This is a genomic window from Thermoactinomyces mirandus (assembly GCF_013868055.1).
GTDB classification, from domain to species: domain Bacteria; phylum Bacillota; class Bacilli; order Thermoactinomycetales; family Thermoactinomycetaceae; genus Thermoactinomyces; species Thermoactinomyces mirandus.
The window spans coordinates 1-25,883 of sequence record NZ_JACEOL010000064.1 but is presented as its reverse complement, the minus strand read 5'-3'; the positions used below and the strand labels follow the sequence as shown (position 1 = coordinate 25,883).

General features: G+C 40.2%; 23 protein-coding genes, 1 tRNA gene, 1 other RNA gene, 1 pseudogene and 1 other annotated feature. Of the genes and pseudogenes, 25 read left to right on the top strand and 1 reads right to left on the bottom strand.

The window, feature by feature from the left end; all coding sequences use genetic code 11:
- Window positions 1–140: 140 nt before the first annotated feature.
- The 24 genes and pseudogenes from H2C83_RS15735 to H2C83_RS15625 all read left to right on the top strand — a co-directional run bounded on the left by H2C83_RS15735 (window position 141) and on the right by H2C83_RS15625 (window position 21,643).
- A complete protein-coding gene (locus H2C83_RS15735) occupies window positions 141–911 on the top strand; it encodes an alpha/beta hydrolase (protein ID WP_181742133.1) in 771 nt (256 codons plus the stop codon).
- Window positions 912–953: 42 nt separating this feature from the next.
- Window positions 954–3,284, top strand: a complete 2,331-nt coding sequence (rnr, locus tag H2C83_RS15730) for a ribonuclease R (protein ID WP_181742132.1) — start codon at window positions 954–956, stop codon at window positions 3,282–3,284.
- A gap of 214 nt (window positions 3,285–3,498) precedes the next feature.
- Window positions 3,499–3,966, top strand: coding sequence for an SsrA-binding protein SmpB (gene smpB / locus H2C83_RS15725; protein WP_181742134.1), 468 nt, complete (start codon window positions 3,499–3,501; stop codon window positions 3,964–3,966).
- An 82-nt stretch (window positions 3,967–4,048) separates the two neighbouring features.
- Window positions 4,049–4,413: a transfer-messenger RNA gene (gene ssrA, locus H2C83_RS15720) on the top strand.
- 14 nt (window positions 4,414–4,427) lie between these two features.
- Window positions 4,428–4,503: transfer RNA gene (locus H2C83_RS15715), tRNA-Thr, on the top strand.
- A gap of 392 nt (window positions 4,504–4,895) precedes the next feature.
- On the top strand, window positions 4,896–5,456 hold the full coding sequence (locus tag H2C83_RS15710; RefSeq protein WP_181742131.1) for a hypothetical protein: 561 nt from the start codon (window positions 4,896–4,898) through the stop codon (window positions 5,454–5,456).
- A 4-nt stretch (window positions 5,457–5,460) separates the two neighbouring features.
- A complete protein-coding gene (locus H2C83_RS15705) occupies window positions 5,461–5,733 on the top strand; it encodes a hypothetical protein (protein ID WP_181742130.1) in 273 nt (90 codons plus the stop codon).
- 108 nt (window positions 5,734–5,841) lie between these two features.
- The gene (locus H2C83_RS15700; RefSeq protein WP_181742129.1) at window positions 5,842–6,957 is read left to right on the top strand and encodes a glycosyltransferase family 4 protein; all 1,116 of its coding nucleotides are present in this window, start codon (window positions 5,842–5,844) and stop codon (window positions 6,955–6,957) included.
- A gap of 12 nt (window positions 6,958–6,969) precedes the next feature.
- Entirely contained in the window at window positions 6,970–8,019 is a 1,050-nt protein-coding gene (locus tag H2C83_RS15695; protein WP_181742128.1) for a radical SAM protein, read from the top strand.
- On the top strand, window positions 8,001–8,891 hold the full coding sequence (locus tag H2C83_RS15690) for a hypothetical protein (RefSeq protein ID WP_181742127.1): 891 nt from the start codon (window positions 8,001–8,003) through the stop codon (window positions 8,889–8,891). The genes H2C83_RS15695 and H2C83_RS15690 overlap by 19 nt, the downstream gene beginning before the upstream one ends.
- A 14-nt stretch (window positions 8,892–8,905) precedes the next feature.
- Entirely contained in the window at window positions 8,906–9,880 is a 975-nt protein-coding gene (locus H2C83_RS15685) for an NAD-dependent epimerase/dehydratase family protein (RefSeq protein ID WP_181742126.1), read from the top strand.
- Window positions 9,881–9,882: 2 nt separating this feature from the next.
- A complete protein-coding gene (locus H2C83_RS15680) occupies window positions 9,883–10,989 on the top strand; it encodes a DegT/DnrJ/EryC1/StrS family aminotransferase (protein WP_181742125.1) in 1,107 nt (368 codons plus the stop codon).
- A gap of 14 nt (window positions 10,990–11,003) precedes the next feature.
- A complete protein-coding gene (locus H2C83_RS15675; protein ID WP_181742124.1) occupies window positions 11,004–11,954 on the top strand; it encodes a nucleotidyl transferase family protein in 951 nt (316 codons plus the stop codon).
- A gap of 118 nt (window positions 11,955–12,072) precedes the next feature.
- Window positions 12,073–12,304: a binding site (T-box leader), on the top strand.
- Between the two features lie 48 nt (window positions 12,305–12,352).
- Complete coding sequence (locus H2C83_RS15670; protein WP_181742123.1) at window positions 12,353–13,348, top strand: tryptophan--tRNA ligase; 996 nt, start codon at window positions 12,353–12,355, stop codon at window positions 13,346–13,348.
- 145 nt (window positions 13,349–13,493) lie between these two features.
- Window positions 13,494–14,807: a UDP-glucose dehydrogenase family protein gene (locus H2C83_RS15665; RefSeq protein WP_181742122.1), complete on the top strand. Its 1,314-nt coding sequence runs from the start codon at window positions 13,494–13,496 to the stop codon at window positions 14,805–14,807.
- 44 nt (window positions 14,808–14,851) lie between these two features.
- The gene (locus H2C83_RS15660; RefSeq protein WP_181742121.1) at window positions 14,852–15,592 is read left to right on the top strand and encodes a sugar phosphate nucleotidyltransferase; all 741 of its coding nucleotides are present in this window, start codon (window positions 14,852–14,854) and stop codon (window positions 15,590–15,592) included.
- 7 nt (window positions 15,593–15,599) lie between these two features.
- Window positions 15,600–17,288: a phospho-sugar mutase gene (locus H2C83_RS15655; RefSeq protein WP_181742120.1), complete on the top strand. Its 1,689-nt coding sequence runs from the start codon at window positions 15,600–15,602 to the stop codon at window positions 17,286–17,288.
- 227 nt (window positions 17,289–17,515) lie between these two features.
- A pseudogene (locus H2C83_RS18265) lies at window positions 17,516–17,950 on the top strand (type I restriction-modification system subunit M N-terminal domain-containing protein); the annotation flags it as partial.
- A 21-nt stretch (window positions 17,951–17,971) separates the two neighbouring features.
- On the top strand, window positions 17,972–18,325 hold the full coding sequence (locus tag H2C83_RS18260) for an HsdM family class I SAM-dependent methyltransferase (protein ID WP_312853942.1): 354 nt from the start codon (window positions 17,972–17,974) through the stop codon (window positions 18,323–18,325).
- Window positions 18,326–18,855: 530 nt separating this feature from the next.
- Window positions 18,856–19,293 (top strand): hypothetical protein, encoded by a 438-nt coding sequence (locus tag H2C83_RS15645; RefSeq protein WP_181742119.1) that lies wholly within the window; start codon window positions 18,856–18,858, stop codon window positions 19,291–19,293.
- Window positions 19,294–19,411: 118 nt separating this feature from the next.
- A complete protein-coding gene (locus H2C83_RS15640; RefSeq protein ID WP_181742118.1) occupies window positions 19,412–19,654 on the top strand; it encodes a bacteriocin immunity protein in 243 nt (80 codons plus the stop codon).
- A 356-nt stretch (window positions 19,655–20,010) separates the two neighbouring features.
- Entirely contained in the window at window positions 20,011–20,316 is a 306-nt protein-coding gene (locus tag H2C83_RS15635; RefSeq protein ID WP_181742117.1) for a hypothetical protein, read from the top strand.
- A gap of 169 nt (window positions 20,317–20,485) precedes the next feature.
- On the top strand, window positions 20,486–20,938 hold the full coding sequence (locus tag H2C83_RS15630; protein ID WP_181742116.1) for a hypothetical protein: 453 nt from the start codon (window positions 20,486–20,488) through the stop codon (window positions 20,936–20,938).
- A 39-nt stretch (window positions 20,939–20,977) separates the two neighbouring features.
- Entirely contained in the window at window positions 20,978–21,643 is a 666-nt protein-coding gene (locus H2C83_RS15625; protein ID WP_181742115.1) for a hypothetical protein, read from the top strand.
- 139 nt (window positions 21,644–21,782) lie between these two features.
- On the opposite strand, the gene H2C83_RS15620 is transcribed toward H2C83_RS15625, so the two are convergent.
- Window positions 21,783–22,478 carry a hypothetical protein gene (locus H2C83_RS15620; RefSeq protein WP_181742114.1) on the bottom strand — a complete coding sequence of 232 codons (696 nt, stop codon included), beginning with the start codon at window positions 22,476–22,478 and terminating at the stop codon, window positions 21,783–21,785.
- Window positions 22,479–23,105: 627 nt separating this feature from the next.
- Here H2C83_RS15620 and H2C83_RS15615 point away from each other — a divergent pair.
- Window positions 23,106–25,883, top strand: a 2,778-nt coding sequence (locus H2C83_RS15615) for a DNRLRE domain-containing protein (protein ID WP_181742113.1), incomplete at its 3' end; no start/stop codon positions are given.

Genomic DNA, 25,883 nt, shown 5'->3' with positions numbered 1-25,883 from the left:
TGTTAAAAAACTGGCTTTTTTCTTTTACTTGTTTTTGCCACCCTGGCGGACATATTGCCGGATTTGACTGTTTCCTTTTTTTTCTGTTCTATGCTATCGTTAGATTGATTTAAAACATGTTACAAGGTGTTGGATCGAAAATGAAAGTAATTCAACGTTCACCGGAACCCTTTTATTATTCTGGCGGTAAAACGGGCATTCTAATAATACATGGTTTTACAGGAACTCCATCTGAGTTAAGACCGATGGGGGAATACTTCAGGGATAAAGGGTATACAGTTTATGCGCCTCTTCTTGCCGGACACGGAACCAGTCCGGAAGAAATGGAAAAAACAGGCTGGCGCGACTGGTGGCAGAGCACACTTGATGCCTATGACCGATTGCGCACTGAAAATAACCTGGATCATTTGTTTGTGGCCGGTTTGTCTATGGGAGGGGTTCTTTCTCTTTTGCTGGCTGCCAAAAAACCGGTAACGGGCGTGATTTCGATGTGTGCCCCTGTCTGGGTCCGCGACCGGCGCGCTTTTCTGGCCGGGATTGCGTATCCCTTTTATCGGTACAAGTTGAACCACAAGCATCGTGATCCGGATATTGAAGCTCATCTTGTTCACTATGACCGTACGCCGGTCAAGAGCGTCGGGGAGCTGAACCGGCTTTTGCAGCGGTTGAAGCGATGTTTGCCATGGGTCGTGGTACCGGCGCTGGTGATTCAGTCGCGCAATGACGAAACCATCCAGCCCCGAAGCGCCAGCCATATATACGAAAAAATTTCATCCAAAGTGAAATATTTGTCTTGGTATGAAAAATCATCCCACATTATTACAGTGGACAAGGAACGAAGGAAGTTGTTTTCCGAAGTGGACCAGTTTATCAGGCAGGTATCTTCTTCATCAACTAACGGGGAAAAGTGAGGTGAGGCATCTGTCAGGGAATTTCCCGCGAACAGATGAAATATGATCACAGAACAAGAGATTCGGCGATTTATGCTGGAACAGGCATATAAGCCACTTGAACAGGAAGAATTGATCAAAGAGTTTGGCATCGGTGATGATGAGCGGGAGCAATTTATGAAGTTGCTCGACGATATGGAAAGAAACGGGAAAATCGTATTAACCCGTACCAAACGATATGGTGTGCCAGAACGCTTCAATCTGGTACGCGGGACGTTACAGGGCACATCCAAGGGATTTGGTTTTGTCATTCCGGATACGGCAGGACAGGCGGATATTTATATCCATCTGAATGATATGAACGGGGCCATGGACGGCGACCTGGTCCTGGCCCGGATTCATAAACGCAAAACCGACAACCGGCGCCCGGAAGGAGAAATTGTCCGTATTTTGAAACGGGGGCGGGATCGCATTGTCGGAACCTTTACCCGGCTTTCCTCCTATTTCGGGTTTGTTAGTCCGGATGACAAGCGCATTGCCGCAGATATTTTCATTGCGCCTGAATTGCAGATGAATGCACGGGATGGACAAAAGGTAGTCGTCAAACTGCACCAGATTACCGGCCGGCACAGCGCAGAAGGAGAAATCATCGAAATTCTCGGGCACAAGGATGATCCCGGTGTCGATATTCTGTCCATCATCCGGAAGCACGGGTTGCCGGAAAAATTTCCGGAAGAGGTGCTGGCTGAGGCAGAAAAGATTCCCGATACGATCAGCGAAGAAGAGATCTGGGGCCGATGTGATTTGCGAGAGCGGACAATGGTAACGATCGACGGGGAAGATGCCAGGGATCTGGACGATGCCGTATCCGTGGAACGGCTGGAAAATGGAAATGTCCGCCTCGGCGTGCATATTGCCGATGTCAGTTATTATGTGAAGGAAGGATCTCCATTGGACCGGGAGGCCTATGAACGGGGCTGCAGTGTCTATCTGGTGGACCGGGTGATCCCGATGCTGCCCAAACGCCTGTCCAATGGCATTTGCAGTCTCAATCCGCAGGTGGACCGGCTCACCATGACCTGCGATATGGAAATCGATACCGAGGGAAATGTGGTGGCTTACGATATTTTCCCCAGTGTGATCCGGACCAATGAACGCATGACGTATACCGATGTCAAGAAAATTGTTGTTGATGAAGACCCGGAACTGATAAAGAAATATGAACCACTGGTCGATGATTTTCGCCTGATGGTCGAATTGGCGAAGACTCTCCGCAAAAAACGGTTGCGGCGGGGAGCGATTGATTTCAACTTTGCGGAAGCAAAAGTAATCGTCGACGAAAAAGGGGAACCTGTTGATATCGTCAAACGTCCCCGTACGATTGCAGAGCAACTGATTGAAGAATTTATGCTGAAAGCAAATGAAACAGTGGCGGAACACTTTTTCCGCCTTGAAGTTCCGTTTGTTTACCGGATTCATGAAAGCCCGGATGCGGAAAAACTGAAAGCATTTTATGAGTTTATCACCAGCTTTGGCTATTCCATCAAGGGAAAACCGGATCAGGCGAAGCCCCACGCGTTGCAGTCGCTGCTGGAAAAAGTGGCAGGAACCCCGGAGGAGAACGTGATCAGCACCGTCATGCTGCGCTCCATGAAACAGGCCAAATATGCGGCGGAATGTATCGGCCACTTTGGGCTGGCGGCTCCTTATTACAGCCATTTCACCTCGCCAATCCGCCGCTATCCGGACCTTATCATTCACCGAATCATCCGTGAGGTGCTGACCAAGGGAAGTCTGACAGTAGAGCGGATCGACGAATTGAACGAAATTCTCCCCGATGCCGCCCAACAGTCCTCCATACGGGAACGGGTCGCGGTAGATGCCGAGCGGGAGAGCAAAGATCTGAAAATAGCCGAGTACATGATGGATAAGATCGGTGATGAGTTTGACGGAATCATCAGCAGCGTCACTTCATTCGGGATCTTTGCGGAGCTTCCCAACACGGTGGAAGGATTGATTCACGTCAGCTTCCTGACCGATGACTACTACCATTATGATGAAAGCTCCTATTCGCTGATCGGAGAACGGACTGGACGCATTATGCGGATTGGAGATAAAGTCCGGATCAAGGTGAGCGGTGTCAATATCGATGAGCGCAAGATCGACTTTGAACTGCTGGAGCATTTTCCCAATGAGGAATTAGTCAGCGGGAAGAAAAGAAAAAAAGTCAAGATTCGCAAGGCTTCTGGAGAAACAGAAAAAAAACCGGGCAAAAAAGGAAAATTTTATGAAGTCAGTCGCGATGACTTTGTGAAGAAAGAAAAAGAACAAAAACAGCACAAGAAAAAGAAGAAGAAAAAGAAAAAATACCGCAACAAGGCGAAGCGGAAATAGGGGAAGGAGGTGTCCGACCTCCTTTTCTTTTGATTGTGGGAAGCGATTTGGGCAAATCTGCTGGATAGCTCAAGTGCTGTGACCATTTTCCCGCGTTCAATCAGCAGGCTTGAAGCAAGGGTTTTCCTTTGCTTTTTGTTCATTGACGAACTTGTTTGTTTGTTGCTATAATTAGACCTGCTATCATTACGGGATGGGGAAAGAAGTGAAAACGATGAGAAACAAAGGCGTCAAAGTTATTTCCAAAAACAGGAAAGCCTTTCATGATTATGAAATAGAGGATCAGTTTGAAGCAGGCATCGTTCTCACCGGAACGGAAATCAAGTCGATCCGGAAAGGCAGTGTCAATTTGCGTGATGCCTATGCGCGGATTGACCGCGGCGAAGTTTTTCTGCTCGGCATGCACATCAGCCCGTTTGAACAGGGAAACCGCTATAACGTGGACCCCATTCGTACCCGGAAGTTACTGATGCATCGGAAGGAAATTGACAAACTGGCAGGGTTGATCAAGACCAGGGGACTTACCCTCATCCCGCTCGATCTCCACCTTCGAAACGGATTCGCCAAAGTGCAATTGGGCCTGGCCCGCGGGAAAAAGCTTTATGACAAGCGCGCTACTGCCGCCAAACGGGATGCGGAGCGCATGATCCAGCGCAAGCTGAAAGAGCAGAATTACCGTTAAAAAAGCACTTGTATGATTCCCGATACGATGTTATAATGGTATTCGTGTCAATAACATATTGCTCGACGTTTTATAGAATCTCGGGGGCGTTCTTGGGATTCGACGGGAACAGATCGAGCGTCAGTAGCGAGCCGAGGGGTTGCGCACTCGTAAAAAACGCAAACGCCAAATGTAACTGGCAAACAAGAAAACTACGCTCTGGCTGCCTAATCAAACCAGCCAGGACTCGCTTCTCCATCGCCTGTGTGGAGCTGCCGGGTCTCATAATCCAGCAGGCTAGCTGACCGGCCGGCCACTGACCGGAAGGCGAAACAGAAGTGGCTAGTCTTTCATAACGCCTGTCACTGGGCAATATGAACGGCGAACCAGCGAATACAGTGACTGCGCTCGGAGAAGCTGGCGTGGCGATGTTTTCGGACAGCGGTTCGACTCCGCTCGCCTCCACCAGAATCAATAACCATGCTGGTGTAGCTCAGCTGGTAGAGCACTTCACTCGTAATGAAGGGGTCGCAGGTTCGAGTCCTGTCTCCAGCACCAACGAAAAGCCCAATGTGATGGGCTTTTTTCGTGTGTAAAAAAGTTGAAATGTCTCATTAGAAGCCGATCTTCCAATGGATTTCTAACGTAAGTCTGCTAAAGTGTTTTTATTATTGGAATATGCCTGGCAAATGAGAAAATCCCTATTTGGAAAAGGCCAATCCAGTCCCATCAGTCGAGCGGTCTGAGTGGATCCTTCCTAATATTATTATATGAATAATTCCACTTTTCTTTAAAATATCCCTTTCCACCAATTACCTCTTGACATAGTATATAATTATACATAAATCGAGGGTGAAAGGCAGTTGAATAACTTCTTTTCTTATTTTAAGAGGAAATTGGTTTATCGGTGAATTGCTATTCTTCTCTTCACCGTCTTGGCTGGCACAGGGATGTTAGGAAGTAGTGGCGAAGTTTATGCTGGTGGTAGTTTTGATGTTTCAAAGGTTAATGATGGGTTCAATCAATTTGAGCAAGATTCTCCTTCCCAACAGGAACAAACGGGAAGCACACCGTCCGTCGAAGAAGAAAAAGGATTCTGGGATTTGGTCACCCAGCCCTTTGCCGATGCCTGGGACTGGACGAAGGACAAGCTCTCCGGGGCATGGAAATGGACGAAAGAGAAAGCATCTATCTTTGTGAATTGGCTTGCCAGTGTGTTGTCAAAGATCACGGGAGTCGTCGTTGATACCCTCGCTGACACTTGGGATTGGATTGTGAAGTTTAAAGAGTACATCGCATTTGCAGGCGTCTTGATCCTTAGGCATCGTACTGTGTATTTTTGCTCCTCCGCCCGGGATCGCCATTCTGACTGGGATGGCTCTGTTCCTTCTCATCGGTGCCGGATTGAACGGATGGAAGTTCGACAAGACCGTCTTCTTGGAGGCACTATTGGTGGACTTCTTGGTTTGATCGGTAGAGACATTACCAGGAACCTCCTGAGGATTGGCTAGTGGTTTGGGTCAAAAACTGATCACAGGTGCAGCAAAATCCAAAGTATTGGGCCCCCTTGCAAGAGGCGGTAGCAAGCTGATCAGCAAATTACCTAAGCCAATGCAGCAAATTTTTGCTGAGGCCGGATTTGTCGGATCAGTCGAAGGTGCAGGTACCAGCCTTGCCGATGACCTTTTGCACGGGCGAAAAATCAATTGGAAAAACGCTTTAATATCGGGTGTTTGGAGCCGCTTTGGTAGGCGTAGGAGCCTTTATCTGAAGAGCATTGCGGAATAAAATTGCCGCAAGACTTTGTAAGATTCTAGAGAAAGGAGTTCCTGATTAGTGGAGAAAGCAGAGGGAAATGAGTTTGGTTGTCAACAATAAATAGTTCAGGAGGTAACAATGAACATTTTATTTGTTTGTGAGTATTTCTGGCCAGTAATAGGCGGTCTTGAAAGAAGTACAGAGCGTTTGGCTGAGGAGTTTGTGAGAAAAGGACATACTGTAAGGGTGTTAACAAAAGTTCTTCCAGATACAAAGAAGTATGAAAATAGAAATGGAATGATGATTTATCGATTTAGCAATGATGATTTAACGTTTACGGAAAATGCAGAGGGCCATGGGATAATGGAAGATGCCGAAGTTATTTGCTTATTCGGAGTGGGGCATGATATCGAAGCAAAACATTGGGAACCTCTTTTCAGAAGAGGAGTTCCTGTTTTTGTTAAAATCGGAACACAAGGGGATGTAGCAAACAAAGGCATTAGGCCTGAAAATTTTTTAAGATTTAACGGAATCCTCTGTCAAAATGATGCTATTGCAGAAGAAGCAATTAGTATAGGTGTTCCCAAAGAAAAGTGCTTCGAAATTAGAAATGGACTGAGCATACGACGTTGGCAAAGTAATTTGTTGGACAAAATGAGTGCCAGAAAAAAATTGGGAGTTTCAGAAAACGCCTTTGTTTGTAGTGCAATTGGGCGATTCGTAGAGAGAAAGAAGTTTCCTTTGATTATAAATTCATTTTTCAAAGTTCTTGAAGACATGGACACTGAAGATAAAGAAGTTAAGTTATTGCTTCAAGGATCTGACTTTGGGCAACATGATGGCGAAGAAAAGTATATTAGAGAAATGGTAGACAACTCACGATTCAGATCTAATGTTGTCTATATTTCACCGTATGAAAACACTGGTCTGACATTAAGTGCCAGTGATGTTTTTATCACGATGGGATTGAGGGAAGGCGCGCCTAACATTATAATTGAAGCTTTTGCATCTGGATGTCCTGTCATCGCATCAGATATACCAGGGCACGATGTTTATATTAAAGATAAGGAGCAAGGATTATTAGTTGATACAGATAGTGATCAGCTGGCTGCCGCGATCCTAGACCTATATAAAAATAAAGAGCTGCGGCATTATATGACTCAACAAGCCCTTGAAAGATCTTTTGCATTTGATATTCAGCTCACTTCCGATGATTATCTGAAATGCTTTAAAAATGCATTAGCCAATTCTTAGGAGGTGTATTATTTGTATAACAGTGTCCTTCCTTATAACATTAGGATTTCAATCGTATCAGCTTGTAATATGGCTTGTGTTTATTGTCCGAGGTATACATCAATGGAAAATTACACACCTTCCCAACATAAACAAAGAGAGTTGTCCACCGAAGAATTTTTCACCATGGTTTCAAATTTGCTTCAAGGAGTCAAGTTTAACAGTATCTCCATAACAGGGGGCGAACCCTTTTTAAATCCTGATATCGATAAAATAATAAAAGCAATTAGACCTTATGCATTTCAATTGGAGCTAAATACGAATGGCTCGGTTGTGAATTATAAAAAATGGGAACAAATTGCTCCATTCTTGGACGTTGTGAAGATCTCAATGGATACAGTAAATAAGGAGTTATTCAACAGTATCACCCAAGTTACAAGTTCACGCACGTTGGATAAGGTAATGGGGTTTATAGATAACGTATTGGAAAAGGGTATAAAAGTCGTTGTCAATAGTGTTGTTTCGAAAATAAATATGGAGCATATCGACGAACTCATTGACTGGGCTAGCAACAAAGGAGTGAATATTCATTTTCTTGATTTCTACTTTACAGAAGAAGTTAGAAGTTTTTGGGAAGAAAATTTCATACCGGTTGAGGCGATAATGCCATTATTAGAAGAGAGATTTGGAGTTCCACAAGAAGATCATTCATATGGGTGTGCTTTCTTTCGGTACAAAACTGGTCCAAACACTTATATTCGTATTAAATCTAGTTTTGCGGGTACTATGAGGTCGGAAAAATGCGAAAACTGCTCTGTTTATTGTCAAGAAGGCTTGTACGCTGTTAAGCTCTCAAGAGAAGGATGGGCCACTGTTTGTCCTTCTGATTTGGAAGAAGACGGTAACTTATTGAGTCCAGAGATGGGAATAGAAAAAGCGTATCATGCAGTACGTGGCTTACTGAAAGAACTGGATAGGGCAAAAAGCAAACAAGATTCATTCCAAGAACTTATTAAAAAGCAACATCTCAAGGTTAATGAGATTACTCAGGAGATTCTAGATCAGTGGGAATCAAAAGGATGAGAAGGACTGTTTTAATACAGCTCTTCCCTAGAGATTTGGAGAACTTGTTTGCTATTGCAGAGATACAACTGAAAATTAGACAGTTTCAGGAGAAAAAAATTGTCTTATACATTGCTGATGTGACCGAATTTCTACTATATGGGATCAAATCAAGACCAGAAAAGATAAGAGCCTTGATCAGTAACATCCTGGAAGCAGATAATGCTTTTTCGGATATAGTCGTATATATTCAGTCAAAAATACTTAATTTGGGAACTGTCTTGGTTTTGATGGGTAAATGGTTTAAGGAAAGTGATTTAACTCCTGATATTCATAGCTTGGATGAATCAAGGTTTAACCAACTTAATGTTATGACGGTTTTATTATTGGATGTCTTATGTTTAATAGGTTGCTACGATTGCGCCATTGTCAGACATAACAATAATATGAAGGCAGTTATAAACAGATTGAAGAGGAATAGTAGTTGGAAAGAGTTTGACAACTATTTACCAAGTAAACTTCATCTTTATGGTGAAGTATTTAGCTTTGATATTATTGATAATCTGCCACAAATCAACATTAATTGCAATGAAACGGAAATTGAAAAGCGGTTGAGGAAAATCCCGGTGAATAGCCAAAACATAAAGTTTTTATCATGTATTTCTGTGAGTATTTATTACGATTGTCTAAATGAAGATTATCGGCGATCTTGGGAAGGAAAATATGGTGAATTAAAGAGGACGTTGAATGAAGTATTTTTGAAAATAAGGAGAGATGTTAATCAAGACAAAATGGACAGGTTTATAAGTAAAATTATCGATCGAGGGGTATATGAATCCAATTTAATTATTGATAAATTCACTCTAAGGATTAAACAAAAGCTTAATTTCTAAATGGAGGATATAACATGAGCGAGACGGTTTTAATCATAGGAGGAGCAGGATTTATTGGTTCAAAGTTGTCTCAGGTCCTAAGGAATGAAGGCCATAAGGTAGTCGTGCTGGATAATTTCCAACAGTACAGTAATCCCTTAGAAATTAATTATGCATCTGTACTTGCGTACAGAAAGCAATTACTAGAAGGTTGCGAAATAGTTAGAGGCGATGCGACTGTTTCATTTGATCTAATAAATGTGATTGAGAATTTTAAGCCTGATAGAGTCATACATTTAGGTGCTGTAACAAGGGCCGATATCAATGATGCTAATATAACTAATTCAGTGATGTTTACGATTATGCCTATCATCCATTTGATGCAGATATTACAACGACACCCGATAAAAAGGTTTCTTTATGTATCGTCAAGCTATGTTTATGGTAATTTTCAATATTCACCTTGCGATGAAAATCATCCGTTAAACCCCACATCTACCTATGGTTCTACTAAGTTGTCTGCTGAGATTTATACTAAAGCGTTAGGACAAAGGTTTAACGTTCCTTATACGATTGTGAGATTGATTGCTGTGTATGGTCCGGGAGATGTAAACGGGAAGTTGTCTATGCAGAATATCAAATCGGCTTTAGATTCTGGTGAGATCCCGGTAATGGGAAGTCTTGATGAACTGGCTGATTATTCGTATATAGACGATACCGTTAGTGGATTGATGAAAGCATTGTTTTCCGGGCAAACAGATGGTAAAACGTTAAATATCTCCAGTGGCCAAGGGGTAGAAATGAGTGAACTGATTAAAATTTTCGATGAGTTGGGTTATGCCGTGAAACCCAAAATGATGCCAGTAACAAAAAGCAGACCTAAACGTGGTTATTTATCAATAAAGTTTGCTCAAGAGTTGATTGACTACCAGCCGACTACCCCTCTTAATAAGGGACTAAAAAAATGCATTGAGTTTATCAAAAACAATAAAGTGTTTATAGGTGAATGAGTATGATAATTGATTTTTTTGGTTTAAACAAAGCGTATGTGGAGCAAAAAAATAAGATTCTATATATTATAGATAGCACTTTGACTAAAGAGGAGTTTTTAAGAGGACAGTCCGTTCAACAGTTGGAAAAGGAGTGTTCGATTGTACTTGAAAGGAAATATGCCATAGCAGTCAATTCGGGTACAGATGCCTTGTTATTGTCATTAAGGAGTTTGGGAATTGGAAAGGGTGATGAAGTGATAGTAAGTGCCTTTTCATTCATCGCTTCAGTTTCCCCCATCCTGATGGTTGGTGCAACACCTGTATTCATCGATATTGATCCAGAGACTTATTTAATGGATTTGGAAAAGCTTGAGTCTGCCATAACAGCCAAGACAAAAGCAATTATCGCTGTTCAATTATATGGTCAATGTATCGATCCTGCCCAGCTGGAGAGTATAGCGGAAAAATATAACCTATGGTTGATAGAAGATGCGGCACAAGCGTTTGGTTCTGAAAGAGGAAACAAAGTGGCTGGAAGTATAGGAAATATAAGCGCAGTAAGTTTTGATGTGTCTAAAGTTGTAGGTGGATTAACCACAGGCGGGATGGTTTTGACGGATGATTATGAATTATATACGGTTGCAACGAAATTGCGTAGCCACGGCAGAGATTCCACAACGGGTGATTTTCGTAAATTGGGTTACAATAGCCAGATGTCATCAATCAATGCTGCTGTTTTAATATGGAAAATAAGCCAGGAAGAGAAAAGAAGAGAAAGAAGGATTGGGTTGGCTCAAAGATATATGAAAAACTTGGTACACTTACCTGAGATTAAATGCACTACGATAGTTGATAACGGTGTGCACAATTTTCATAAGTTTGTTATACGAGCTAATCATCGAGATGATTTAAAAGAATTTTTAAAGAAGACGGGGATAGAAACGAAGATCCACTATATTAAGCCTCTTCCCCACTATGAATTTATAAAAGAAAAATCTCGTATATATTCTGATATTGTTCATACTGAAAAAGCTAGTAAAGAGGTGTTGTCATTACCAATCTATCCAGAACTTCAGGAAGAAGAAGTTGACTATATAACGGATCAGATTATTGAATTTTATAAATAGGAAGGAGGGAGGTTTTGGATTTAGCGCCCAAGCCATTATTGCTGGCCGGAACCAGATTAACAGGGGATAAGCCTCACATAGGAACATATTACGGATGGATTAATCCAATAATAAGAGCAAGCGAGGAAATGAATGTTTGTGTAATGATTGCTGATTACCAAAGTTTAGATATTTATCATGAAATCAAGTACAGCAAAGTTGGACAAAACCTGAAACGCACCTTAAGAAAGCTATTGCCATCCTCAGTCCCCATAATATTGGAAAGCGAGATATTATCTATCCTGAATTTAGGTTTGATTATTAGTCGATTATTTACAAAAAGTTATTTGAATCGCATAGCGCCTTTTCGGAAACTAAGAAATGAGGGTAACAGTATCTCCCTCAATACACTTATGTACCCTTCATTAATGATTGCCGATATATTGGCTATTGGAGCTACCCACATATTGAGTAAACCTGAAGGGAAATTTCAACACTTGGATGTAATCAATGATGTATTAAAAAAGGGGCATTCATATTATTGCTGGCCTAATGTTAAGTTAAAGGCGTACAAAAAGAAAAAAATTAATATACCAAGCCTTGACGGTAGTGGGCCGATGAAAAGAGACAGGGAGTCGTCAGGGCTAATTGAAATTATTGATACGTCGCAAGAAGATATAGAAAGAAGGCTATTGCAAGCCAAAATCCCAGCTCTTGTTGAATATCCTCATCTAAGAAGGGCACAATGTAATGTAATTGCGCAAATAAGAAGCTCAATCGATAGGGAACAATCCCCTGCTGTGTGTGGACAACTGCCCTATCCCTGTAATTGGTGTGTAAGTAATCTGGCTAAAGAAATATACTCCGATATAAAATGCAGACACAGATATGATATAGTGAACAGTGAAAAAGATATAATTGAGTTGGCGGAAATCAGAGCAAGACAATTTATTGATCTCGCACTACAGAATAGGGATGACCTATAGTATTTGTCATTTGCATCGAAAAGGATGTTTGTGGGATTTGTTCAAAATGGATGCAGATAAATCGTTGATTTGAAAAAAAACTTGTGTTAGGATAAAAAGTGAATTTTGAAATAAATATTTATGAGCGATGATAAAGAAAAGTACATGTTTGGAACACTTCAGAGAGCTGATGGTTGGTGTAAATCAGTGTGGGAAAACATGGAATGGGCTTTGGAGCTTCAAACCGAATTAAGTAGGCTTTGACGAGTTTCCCTACGTTATATGGGAACTGTGTCTATTGATATAGATGCAGAGAGAGAGTTGTGATATGCAACTAATGAAGGTGGTACCGCGGGCTTCCCGTCCTTTTGTTTGGACAGGAAGCCTTTTTGTAAATTTAATTTGGGAGGAAATAGTGTATGAACGCCCCTAATGTTCTTACTGGCATTAAGCCAACAGGGCAACCGCATTTGGCAAACTATATTGCCGCGATTAAGCCTGCCTTAGAGTTAGCGCAACAACCAAACCAGCAGGCTTTATATTTTGTGGCTAATTACCACGCATTAATTTCCGTACACGATCCGGAAGTGTTTCGCAACTATACCAATGAAGTGGCAGCCACCTGGCTTGCACTTGGTTTAGACCCGGATAAAGTGATTTTTTATCGTCAAACAGATGTGCCTGAGATTTTGGAACTGTATTGGGTTTTGTCTTGTTTTACTCCTAAGGGATTGATGAATCGGGCACACGCTTACAAAGCAATCGTTGACAAGAATGCAGAAGAAGGCTTGGATGTAGACACTGGTGTTAATATGGGATTATACACTTATCCGATTTTGATGGCAGTTGATATCTTGCTCTTTCAAACAGACTTAGTGCCGGTCGGGAAAGACCAGATTCAACATATTGAAATTGCTCGAGATATTGCAGATAATTTTAACCGAACTTATGGAGAAACATTTAGACTTCCGAAATACTTCGTTAAAGAGGAAACGGCTGTAGTACCAGGGTTAGATGGGCGCAAAATGAGCAAAAGCTATGGAAACACTATTCCGCTTTTTGCAAGCTCTAAAGAGTTGCGAAAACTGATCATGAAAATCAAAACAGATTCTACACCGCCCGAGGCTCCAAAAGATCCGGAAACTTCAACCCTTTTCACTTTGTATAGAGAATTTGCTACTCCACAACAAGTAGAAGAAATGAAAAGAAAGTATCAAACTGGAATTGGTTGGGGGCAAGTCAAACAAGAGCTTTTTGAAGTGATAGATGAAGCACTTCGTGAACCACGTGAGAAATACCATGCATACTTGGAACAACCAGAAGAGTTAAACCGCATTTTGGAACAAGGAGCCAAACGTGCCAGGGAAATAGCGAGAAAAACGCTTCAAGATGTTAGAAATCGGATTGGATGCTGATAAATTATTAACCTTTTGAAGCCACAGGGAGCTGAAAAGGATTTATGAATTTATTAAGTTTGGAAGAATAAAAGAAGAGAAATTAAGCTGTTGGCCTAATAGGTCAATGGCTTTTTATTAGCTATATCAGAAATGGGGGATAAGGGTGAGATTAAGCGTTATCGGTTGTGGATGTGTTGGGGTTGTTACAGCCGTTTGTTTTGCTGAAATAGGGTATGATGTTATTTGCTTTGATCATAATGAAGAAAAGATAAATGACTTACAAAAAGGTAGAATAAATATCTATGAGCCAGGTTTGAAAGAGTTACTTAAAGAGAATCTCCAAAAAGGGCGGATAAAGTTTACAATTAGTTTGGAGGAATGTGTGAATTTTGGAGACGTCATTTTTATTACAGTTGGAACACCATTACTTCTTGATGGAAATCTAGATGTTTCACAGATAGAGTTATTAGCTAAACAAATAGGGCATTTTGTCAACGGAGAGAAGATAATAGCTATTAAAAGCACTGTACCGGCTGGCACAAGTCGCCTTATTCAAGAAGTTATTGACTCGAATAATAAAACATACCATAAATGTTCAGTTATTTCTTGTCCAGAGTTTTTAAGGGAAGGCTTAGCCATTTCTGATACATTTAATATGGAGCGAGTAGTGATTGGAACAGATGATCCTTGTATAGCTAATTTAATTGAAAAACTATATTCTTCTTTTAGTAAAAACTTTGTACATACAAACTGGGAAACGGCTGAATTAATTAAATTGGCTTCCAATGCGTTTTTGGCAACCAAAATTTCGTTTATTAATGAAATAGCAAACATTTGTGATAAATGTGGTGCAGATGTGACAAAAGTAGCTTTAGGGATGGGGCTTGATTCACGAATTGGGGTAAGTTACTTAAAAGCGGGCATTGGTTATGGAGGATCTTGTCTGCCTAAAGATACCGTTGCAAGTGTTAAGTCAGCTGAAGATATGGGTTATGATTTTGAAATACTGCGATCGGCTATAAATGTAAATAAAAAGCAGTTACTCAAACCGATTGAGTTGCTTTTGGATGCGTTAAGAGTTAAAGATTTATCTGGTAAAGTAATCGCCGTTTTAGGGCTGTCATTTAAACCCGACACGAATGATATTAGAAATTCCCCTTCATTGCCAATAATCAAAAGAATTTTTGAATTGGGTGGCACAGTAAATGCTTATGATCCTGTTGCCATTCCAGAGGTGAAAAAGATATTTCCGGTAGTTAATTATTATAGTGAAATAGATGATGCAATTAGTGGGGCGGATGCAGTTCTCATATTAACAGAATGGGATCATATCAAAAAATTTGATTATGGAAAGATTAGTGCCTTAATGGATAACCCACTAATAATTGATGGTAGAAACATTTTAAGCTTAGAGGAAATGGAAAAATATAAAGTCAATTACTATTCAATTGGCAGAACTGCATTATTTTCTAATTAAAGGTTTCTTAGGTAATAAAAAACTTCTTTGAAGCAGGGTGAAAGATGAAAGGGATTATATTAGCAGGAGGAGTAGGTTCACGTCTCTACCCGTTAACTAAAGTGACTAATAAGAATTTGCTTCCTGTAGGTAGATATCCAATGATATTTTACGCCATTCATAAACTAAAACAAGCAAATATTTTAGATATCCTAATTATTACGGGAAAAGAACATATGGGTAGTATGGTTAATTTACTGGGAAGTGGTCACGATTTTGGAGTATCTTTTACTTATAGAGTTCAGGAACAAGCATACGGGATTACACATGCACTTAGCCTTGCAAAAGGGTTTGTGGGTAATGATTTAATGACTGTGATTTTAGCTGATAATGTTTTTAGTGACGATCTATCCATTTACATTGAAGAGTTTAAACAAATAGGTAAAGGAGCAAAAATTTTGATAAAGGAAGTAACTGATCCCGAACGTTTTGGTGTTCCTCAAATCTGTGAAGGGCAAATTATTGCTATAGAAGAAAAACCTAAAAACCCTAAAAGTTATTTTGCTGTTACAGGCATTTATATGTATGACTCAACAGTTTTTGATATTATAAGTAGCCTAAAACCATCCAGGCGTGGGGAACTTGAAATTACTGATGTAAATAATGCTTATATTTCTAAGAAAGAATTAAAATATGATGTTCTTCAAGGCTGGTGGATTGATGCTGGGACTCATGAATCATGGATAAAAGCAAATCTGTTGGCTAGAGACCTCGATCTTAGTATCAGAACTTCCCTGCTGAGGTGACAAATCAATGATGCCTTGGAAACGGCATTTACCGAAAACAGACGATCTTTACCCAGAATTGAAGCAGATTGAAGATAAAAGAGAGACTAAGGAGTTTTTTAACGGAAAATTAACGTTTGGTACAGCGGGAATCAGAGGAAAAATGGGTGTTGGGACTAATCGACTCAACAAAGATACTGTTCGTAAGGTGATGCAAGGATTGATAATTCACTTAAATGCCAACTATCCAAATATGGAACAAAAAAAAGTTGTGATTGCATATGATACCCGTCATAATTCTAAGCAGTTTGCGCAAGAAGCGGCTTGTGTGTTGGCTTATAGCGGATATTCTGTTTATTTGCCCCCAACAGTAAAACCGACACCTTATTTATCATTCGTTGTCAGGTATTTAAAAGCCAATGCGGGGATTATGATTACTGCGAGTCACAATCCTCCTGAGTACAATGGCATCAAGGTGTATAGCAAGGATGGAGGACAAATACTTCCTGAAGAAACTCGACAGATTAGCGATAAAATAGCTAAAGTCGAGCATGGCTTTTCAGTAAAATTGGTTAGTTATGACAAGGCGGTACAGATGGGAAAGATTCAATTCCTTAGTGAAAAGGTGGATCAGGCATACATCAGGAGTGTCCTTTCTTTAAGTCATGATGATACCCATTCAAAATCATTGAAAGTGGTTTATACTCCTTTGCATGGTTCAGGAACAGAATTAATCAAAACTGTGCTCAAAAAGGCCGGATACGACCAAACGATCTATGTAGCGGAACAGGAAACATTAGACCCTAAGTTTAGTACAGTCACTTCTCCTAATCCTGAAGATAAGAGTTCATTTGCATTGGGTTTAAAGTACGCTCAAGCCGAGGGGGCTGAGTTGATTATTGCAACTGACCCCGATGTCGACCGTGTCGGGGTTATGGTAAAAGAAGGAGGAAAATTCATTCATTTAACTGGTAATGAACTGGGGGCTTTGTTGTTTAATTATTTGATCCAACGAAAAATTGAATTGAACCGACTGCCAAAGGAACCTGTTTTAATCAAGACAATTGTTAGTACAGATTTGGTCAATCCTATCGCTGCAAAGAATGAAATAAAAATTGTTCAGAAGTTAACCGGATTTAAATATATCAATGAGGGTATCAATCAGGTTTTGGAAAGGTACGAGACGTTTTTTTTTGGTTTTGAGGAAAGCTGCGGATATCTTGTTGGGGATTTTGTACGTGATAAGGATGCGATACAAGCAACACTAATGATTTGTGAAATGGCTGAATATTATAAGTCCATGGGAAAAACACTTATTCAGGTGTTGAATGAGTTGTATAAAGAATATGGTTATTATTTGACAGAGACCATGTCATATTCGGTGGATGAATTGTTTGACAAAGGCCAAATAGAGGACATCATAGATTATCTCTGTTCTATTAAGCAGTTGAGCAGTAATTACTTTCGAATCACTAAGAAAATTGATTACAGGAGAGGAATAGATGGTTTCCCCAAAGCTGATGTGGTTAAGATCTGGATTAATGGTGATAGTTGGTTTGTCCTGCGGCCGTCAGGTACTGAACCAAAAATAAAATTGTATCTTTCTGTGGTTGACAAGAAGAAAGAGGATGCTATAAGAAAAATGGAGGAGCTAAGGGATTTTGTGTTAAGTTTTTTGAGTATATTGCCAGTTAATTTTACGAATAAAGAAAAATAGTTTTAAAAATAATATTACGTTTTTTGAAACACTTCTTCGGTCTCAAGAAATTATTTGTCTTATCTCTTAAATCTGGGGGTGTCTTTTTACTTTTTGATGAATTATATTATTAAATCAATATGCCTGATATAATAGAACCTGGTTATATCGTAATTTACGATGCTTGTTTTTAGGAGGAAAGATCCATTGTCTAACGGAAAAATAACGTATTCCAACTCGAAAACTTTCTCTTCAAAGCTGCAGATATTTTGCGAGGCAAGATGGATGCCTCAGAATATAAGGAATTTATCTTTGGTATGTTGTTCCTCAAGCGTTTGTCGGATGAGTTTGACCATAAGCGTGAACAACTGCTTAATAAGGACTTTGCTCATTTAAAGGATCAGCCGGACCTTATCAGGGAATTGCTTGAGGATAAAAACTCTTACGGCGAGACTTTTTTCGTTCCTCCCCGTGCCCGTTGGCATGAGCCATGGGTGGATGATGATGGCAACACGGTTCCAGCGCTTAAGGATCTGAAACATGACATCGGTAATATGCTTAATAAAGCGATTACTGCCATTGAAGAGGAAAACGATGCCCTGGCAGGAGTTCTTAAAAACAATATTGATTTTAATGCTGTCAAAGGCAAGACAAAGGTCTCTGACCAAAAATGGAAAGACTTTCTTGATCACTTTAACCAGCTTGTGTTGGTTAATGATAATTTCGAGCTTCCGTATTTACTTGGTGCAGCCTATGAATATCTCATCAAATATTTTGTTGACAGCGCAGGAAAAAAAGGTAGAGAGTTTTACACTCCTGCCAAAGTAGTATGTTTGTTAGTGCAACTTACCAAACCGGAAGCTGGAAACGAAATTTATGATCCTACTATTGGTTCTGGTGGTTTTCTCATTCAGGCTCATCAGTATGTGGAGGAGCAGGGTCAAGATCCTAACGATTTGGTAGCCCTTTTTGTTTTTAAAAAAAATTATATGCTATATGGTGCTTTATATGATCTTTCATATCATGATTTATTTTATATAATAAAATTAGACATTTAAAAGGTTGGTAGACTAACGGTTCAGACCTTTTGTTTTCTTAATGCCTTATGAAGAACAAAAAGTAATTTTTTTGTTTAAGAATCTGTAGAGAAATGTTATTTATGTTGAATGCCGTATTATATATGGCGTTCATTTGTTTTTATAGAGAAGTTATTAATACAATTCAAATGGACTTTTCTCATTTCTATATGAAATTGGATCAAGAATACTATTTTTTACAAATTACCTATTGAAGTAATATAGATTTATATAAATAGAACGATGGAGGGGAAAGCAAGGCACTATGACATCTTGAAAGGATATGAAATGGGTTCCCAACAGGAGAGGGGAAAGGATTTCTCCCTACCGTTGCACAATATATTCACACCCCTCAAAAAGTCGAAAGATTTATCGTTAGACTGGGTCATTATTTTAGTGAGCTATAGCATGATTAGTTTGATAATTTATTACTTGCGGCCCATTACATTTATTTATGGATGTTGTGCCTGCAGTGCTCCATTTAAGCCAACTTGCTACAAGGGGTGAGAAAAGTGGCCAAGATAGTCTATAGAAGGTTGATTGAGCTCGTTCTTCTTTTTCTTGTAGGTTTGATCGCGGTTTCCCAAGTGGTTGATGGTAATGTGTTCATGGTTATGTTGTTCATTCTTTCAATAACTATCATCGTATTTATTTTGCCTTTCATGGCTATTACTGAATTACTCACAAAGAGATTTTCTCCAATAATTCGTGCATTGCTTTCCTTATTTTTTTACATTGCGGCCTTGGCATTGGGATGTTTTATCTTAAATTTTTTCGGGGCAATGATCCAAGAATATGCATCAAATGAAATTCTTACGCAAACGGCAAAAGATGTTGTAAATTTTCTACCCTATGTGATTGGTTTTTGGGGGCTTGATGAAGCCTTACGTTTTCTCTTTCGCGAACCAAGTTCGGTGATAGAATGGAAGTCCAAAAACAATGGTGTGTAAAAGAGATTCGGAAGTAAATCTTCCATCCGCGCGGACGGAAGATTTTATTGTTACTCCTCAAATGCATCAAGAGATTCTCGAAAAGGGGTACCATTTTGGTAAATAAGAGGTGTTTTTTGTGGACAAAGTAAGAACAAAGCGACAATTAATCGAGCTTGTACGAAGAATCATGAATGCAGAGGGTACTGAAGAAGAACAAGATGAAATGTTGGATCTACTTGAGAGAAGTGTTCCACACCCAGAGATAAGCGATTTGATTTTTTGGGATGATAGAAACTTAACTCCAGAAGAAATCGTGGAAGAAGCATTAAACTATCAACCAATTATTACTCCTCTACCAAGTGATAGGTCCAATAAATAGTATTAAAGTAAGTGTCAAAGGATTCTTATGTGGGAATCCTTTGACACTTACGAAGGTTATTACGCCTGATGGAATTAAGATAATAAAGCTGATCCGGCAAGAAGAAGGACTTCCTGGGATGTTATAAGGTAAGAAGAGAGATATTATGGGCGATTGGGAACTAATCATTAAATGTTTGCTAGTGCTGCGGGTGGAGGTACCGATCAAAGTATTATTGATTTCTTAAAGGCCAATTCAGTTGGAAGAAAACAGCTATTGTTGCTGGTCTGTGTTTTGTCTTTGCCCTTGGCGGTAATTATATTGGCAACTATTCAGATGATATCATCAAATGGATCAATAACCGGAATGTCCCCAATTTGGAGCAGTTATTTATAAGTAACAACGGAAATTCCTTATCTTCTACTGCTCCAAACCGCATTGGAGATACTCCACTAGGTCGGTGGTTGCAGAAGTTTGCTGATAATGGGACTAGAAGCAAGAAAGTTACACATGATGATCTGATTCCTGGCAGTTCCAAACATAAAGAGCAAAGATGGAAAGAGTATCAAGATAACGGCGGGAAAATGGAATATAGCCGCTGGAGTAAACTTTATGATGCTAATATGACTAAACCAGGTAAGTCTCATCAAGCTGTAGAATCATATAAAAACAAACTTAATTGAATTAGAGGAAGAAATTGCTAAAGATGAATATTTGGTTAACCGGGGATGGGATATTACTTGGGTATTTGAAAATGCAAATGCGAGTGAACCTCTTAAACAAGAACTTAAAAAAAGTGGTATAAAGGTTAAATTTGAAAATTGAAGATCTGATAAGTAGGTGTTGTCTATTATGACCAGGGAGAAGTTTTTTTCTTCAGAAGATGAATTTCAAAAATGGTTGTTTTTTCAATCGGATGAGCTTGAATCATTTATCAAAGAATTTGATTGCTTGGACTTGGATTACTCTCCAGAATCACTTGTTCAATTGGAACAATGGATTTTAAAAAGACATTCCTCACCCAAATCCTTTATTAAAGACGAAAAAGCTGAAGTTATTGATGCAATGCTTCGCTATGTAGGACAGATCTATGTAAAGCACTTAAAATGGATATGGGATATTGAATTAAAAGATCAACAATATGTTTTTTATAGTATGCCTTTAGTAAAACCAAAAGACGATAAAGATAATATTTATGCGGAATCCCCGTTTAGTCTGCTTGTAGCAAGTACTGATCGGAGAATTGGGGATTATATGTATCGAATGTTTATGAACATGAAAAAGGAAATGGGAAAAAGAGATTAGGAAATTGGTGATAAGGCAGAGGATAATCCTTTGCCTTTTTTGTTTTATAACAGAATTTGGAGAATTGGCACAGGGATCGGAGCCATCGTTTTTGAATTGATAGCGCCTTTTGTTACAGGGCTCCCGTTTGTTGCCGCCATTGCCGGAAAGGTGCCATGGCTGGGTAAAGCCTTACCAAAAATGTTTGCTAGTGCTGCGGGTGGAGGTACCGATCAAAGTATTATTGATTTTCTTAAAGGTCAATTCAGTTGGAAGAAAACAACTATTGTCGCTGGTCTGTGTTTTGTCTTTGCCCTTGGCGGTAATTATATTGGCAACTATTCAGATGATATCATCAAATGGATCAATAACCGGAATGTCCCCAATTTGGAACAGTCATTTATAAGTAACAACGGAAATCCCTTATCTTCTACTGTTCCAAAACACGTTGGAGATACCCCACTTGGTCAGTGGTTGCAGAAGTTTACTTCAAATAGTTCCGATGAATATCCACGCGGACTGGGAACTAAGCCTGTTGTACCTGGCGATAATGTTGTTGAACCACTGCCTCTAATTCAATATAAGATTAATCCAAGTTTGACCCCAATGCGGGGGACAAGAGAAACAGCAATTAATAGAGCATGGAAATTAGAGCAAGAATTAGTTCGACTCACAGGAAGAGGGACATATTGTCCAATGACACAAAAGACATCAAGACTAAAATGAAAAATGAATAGAAAAAATAAGACTCTTACTTTGTGTATATGACCACAAGGCAGGAGCTAATTTATTAAGGAATAGGGGTAATACCAATGAATGTGCCATTGCTGCAAAGAAATTTGGACCTTCCTAAATACGTAAGTGATTAAGGTAGAAAGACAGGTTGTTCGGCTCTTAACGTGATTGCTTTCTTGTCATAGTAAAGGATCAAAGGTATATTACTCCAATCTCCTAATAACGATTGAGAATGCCCCGTTGGAAGGGTTGATGCAATATTTAGAGTTTGTTTTCCAGGTTCCAACTGATAAGGCTGGCCATACTGATCTTGGTGAAACTCAACTGGCCAAGGTGAGGCATCACCGAAATGAATATCTTTCGGGATTTTTATATAGGTATAAAGTGTATGGTCACTGTGATTAGTAAGAACGATTGTACATTGGATTTTTTGTACTTTATCTTCATGATTATCAGCGTGACAATTGCTTTCACTTGAATGATACTCAATTGATCGCAAATCATTATAAGAACCCCAAAACTCTTCTTTACTCCACTGTATAACAGGAGAGATCAGTATATTTGCAAGGATGGTATACACGATGAAGCGAGTAAATGACCAATTGGAAAGACGATAGATAGCAGTCCAACTGGAAATGGCTAATAACAGATAGAAAATTACTGAGTAATGGAGCCCATCAAAACTTGCTTCGTTTGACCAAATAGGTAACCCCATCGCATGAAAAAGGACATCTCCCCAATTAAAACCATCTTCTCCGATAGGTCTGATAAAAGCACTAAACAAGAATAATCCAATACTGATGTAAAAATAATGGTGTTTGTTCACTTGAATATATGTCCCCCTATTTCAATATTGAATTAAATACATAATCATTACTTAAATATTACTCTTTTTTCTATACCGAATATATGAGGTTTTTTGTATGAGAAAAGGTTCGTCTTAAAAAAGACCTTTTCTCATTCGCCATATTGAGGCCTATTTTGTATATCTTTAAGGACGTTTTTTCCCAAAATCATACTGCGATGAAAATTCCGAAGCCGTAACAGGATTACAGGCGTCTACTTGATTGTTGAGGTTTGGCACAACTATTGTCTTGCCAGGCAGGAGTTCCATCTACTAAGTTATATGACCTGGAGTGGTTACTCCAGAGTCTTGAAAATGACTTTCGCATTTTAGACACAAATATTAAAACTTAATTTTAATGAGTATCTACGAATATACATATAGGGTTTTCTACATTTATAGAATTCTATCATTATATTTTTAAAGCACAAGAGACCCGGCAGTAACGAATTACACAATTTTAAGGAGGGATGAAATATTACGTTGGACATCAAGGATATGGTGTTTGGATCTGCATTTTGCCCTTTTTGAGGTTGAATCAGGAGGTAAATTTAGCGATTCTTTTCTTTGTTGTAATTTGTTACTAAAAAAGAAAAAGGAGAACTGTTTATGCCAACAAGATGGAGAAGCGTATTTCAAAGTATTTCAATACTTTTAATCATTTCTCTATTAAGTTTATTTCTGCCGGATTATCAACAGGCATATGCCGCTAAACGCGCTGAGGAAGCCAGATTAAATTCCCGCCATGAGATAGTGGAATTGCGAACAGAAAACTCCAAAACATTCTTGAAAGGCGATGGAAAAACTTATATCCAGGAGCAATATTTAGAGCCGATTCATTTTAAAGAGAATGGTTACTGGAAAGATATTGACAACAAATTGGAAGCGGTTTCCGGAAAACAGGCACTTGATGACAATCTCCCCTATCAGAACAAAGCCAATCGGTATCGTGTCGGATTTGCCAAGAACACAGCAGCAGACAAACTGGTTCGGTTTCAACTGGACAAAGCGTCTTTGGACTTTTCTGTGGTCGATGCTGAACATGTCCAGGCTGCCGTCAACGGGAACAAGATTACTTATCCCGGTGTTTATCCGGATACCGACCTGGTCTATTATGTAAACAACTCACAGGTAAAAGAAGAATGGGTATTAAAAAAGTATAACGGCTTGTCGAAACTTACCATGGCTTTGAACGTAAAAAATGCAGAGATCAAGTCCCGGAAAGATGGTTCCATCCAATTGGTGGACACCAAGGGAAAAGAACTGTTCTTCATCCCCCGCCCGTATATGATCGATTCCAAAGACGCCACATCGGATAACATCCAGTTTCGTCTGCGAACAGAAGGAAACAAGACTTATCTGGATATGCAACTGGACGAAACCTGGTTGAAAGATTCGAAACGGTCGTATCCCGTGGTGGTGGACCCTTCAGTTGTCTACCAGGGAAACACCGACACCTTCGATGCCTTTGTTGGCGATAATCCGGCAACGGCCAATTACGGAAACTATTCGTATCTGTTAACAGGAACCAAAGCGGAACATGGAAAAACGCGGAGCTTGATCAAATTCAATTTAAAACCGCTGTTAAGCGGAGCCCATATCAGTTCGGCCAAACTTAGCCTGTATCAGTATTACTCCAGTACCACACCCGAAACAGTGAATCTACACCCCATTACTTCCGACTGGAATCCATCGACTGTGAATTGGAACACTCAGCCCACGGTTGGAGCGGCTGTTTCCAATCAGTCCGTTGCTGGTCCCGGATGGTACGACTTTGATCTGACCCAGTTGGCGCGGGACTGGTACTCCGGAAAGACAAGAAACTATGGCATCTCCCTGCGCCAACAAGTGGAGACAAATGACCGGAAATCCTACTGGTCCAGTGATTCTGCCGATCCGGCATTAAAACCAAAGCTTACAATCACATACACTATTGAACCGCTTGGAGAAGAAGCATTCTGGACTTCCGCAGTCACCAACGTCAATACCCATAACGGAAACTTCTACTTGCCCGAATCGGATGTGGAAATTCCGGGACGCGGCATTCCTGCCAGTGTAGCTCGTGCCTATAACAGCAAATCGAACACGGCGGGACTTTTTGGTTACGGATGGACCTCCAATATCGAACAGCATCTCTATGACAGCGGAGACGGACCGATTCAGTACCGGGATGCTGACGGAACCCTGCACAGCTTTACCCCCAATGGAGACGGCACCTACCAAACATCTCAGGTGCTTCAATTAGATCTGACCAAAAAAGCAGACGGGACTTATGTACTTACCGATGCATCTCAAACTGAGTATCTCTTTACTACAACCGGATATTTAAACAAGATTATCGATACCAACGGAAACACGACAACGATCACTTATTCAGGGGATTATCCAACCATGATCACCGATGCATCGGGCCGCACCATTACGCTGACTTACGATGCCAACAACCGGGTAAACAAAATCACGGATCCGGTAAACCGAACCGTCGAGTATGGCTACAACGCCAGCGGAGATCTGACGACTGTCACAAAGAAAGACGCAGATGGTACGATCCTGTCAACTGTTTCGTACGGTTATGATCCCAGCCATAATCTGACCAGTCTGACCGACCCCAATGGAAATACAAAAACCGTAACCTACACCGCCGATGACAAAGTCGATACCATTTCTTATCCGGTTACAGTTGGTGGAGAAGTCAAAACAGCAACCACCACTTTTGCCTATGATACAGAAAACAAATTAACTACCGTCACCAACCCAAAAGGAAACAAGACTTTATACACCCACAACGATTATGGCAACGTGGTGCAAATCACGCAAGATCCCACGGGGCTGAATTATAAGCAAACCTTTACTTACAATAACGAAAACCAACTGACCAGCCAAAAAGATGCCAATGCGAATGCGAACAACAGTGACGCGACTTATAACTACACCTATGACGATAACGGAAACCTCAAAACGGTAACCAATCCCTTGAATGAGACAACTACGACGGTCTACGATGAAAACAATAACCCTGTTAAGGAAACTGATCCCGAAGGCAACACGACCACCAATGAATATGATGAAAACAACAACCAGACGTCTACCACCGACGCAACTGAAAAATCATCTGCGACCAAATATGATGCTTACGGAAACGTGACTGAATCCACCTCAGAAATGAGCCCAGGCAACAATCTTGCAATCAACGGGAGTTTTGAAATTGACAAGAATGCAGACAACTGGCCCGATGACTGGACCAAAGTGGGTCCCGACCATGATGTGATCAGCCAGGATTCTGCGGGACTTACCACCGAAGGAATTACCCTGGGGCAAAAGAGTGTCAAAATCACGAACCCGACTGCTGCTACTGCCGTAGCCAGTGCAAAAGTCCCGTATGATCCA

What these genes read in the sequence shown, in the direction of transcription:
- H2C83_RS15735 (WP_181742133.1), top strand. Translation starts at nt 141, where the DNA reads ATGAAAGTAATTCAACGTTCACCGGAACCCTTTTATTATTCTGGCGGT.
- H2C83_RS15680 (WP_181742125.1), top strand. Translation starts at nt 9,883, where the DNA reads ATGATAATTGATTTTTTTGGTTTAAACAAAGCGTATGTGGAGCAAAAA.
- H2C83_RS15655 (WP_181742120.1), top strand. Translation starts at nt 15,600, where the DNA reads ATGATGCCTTGGAAACGGCATTTACCGAAAACAGACGATCTTTACCCA.
- rnr (WP_181742132.1), top strand. Translation starts at nt 954, where the DNA reads ATGATCACAGAACAAGAGATTCGGCGATTTATGCTGGAACAGGCATAT.
- H2C83_RS15700 (WP_181742129.1), top strand. Translation starts at nt 5,842, where the DNA reads ATGAACATTTTATTTGTTTGTGAGTATTTCTGGCCAGTAATAGGCGGT.
- smpB (WP_181742134.1), top strand. Translation starts at nt 3,499, where the DNA reads ATGAGAAACAAAGGCGTCAAAGTTATTTCCAAAAACAGGAAAGCCTTT.
- H2C83_RS15710 (WP_181742131.1), top strand. Translation starts at nt 4,896, where the DNA reads ATGTTAGGAAGTAGTGGCGAAGTTTATGCTGGTGGTAGTTTTGATGTT.
- H2C83_RS15670 (WP_181742123.1), top strand. Translation starts at nt 12,353, where the DNA reads ATGAACGCCCCTAATGTTCTTACTGGCATTAAGCCAACAGGGCAACCG.
- H2C83_RS15685 (WP_181742126.1), top strand. Translation starts at nt 8,906, where the DNA reads ATGAGCGAGACGGTTTTAATCATAGGAGGAGCAGGATTTATTGGTTCA.
- H2C83_RS15660 (WP_181742121.1), top strand. Translation starts at nt 14,852, where the DNA reads ATGAAAGGGATTATATTAGCAGGAGGAGTAGGTTCACGTCTCTACCCG.
- H2C83_RS15630 (WP_181742116.1), top strand. Translation starts at nt 20,486, where the DNA reads ATGACCAGGGAGAAGTTTTTTTCTTCAGAAGATGAATTTCAAAAATGG.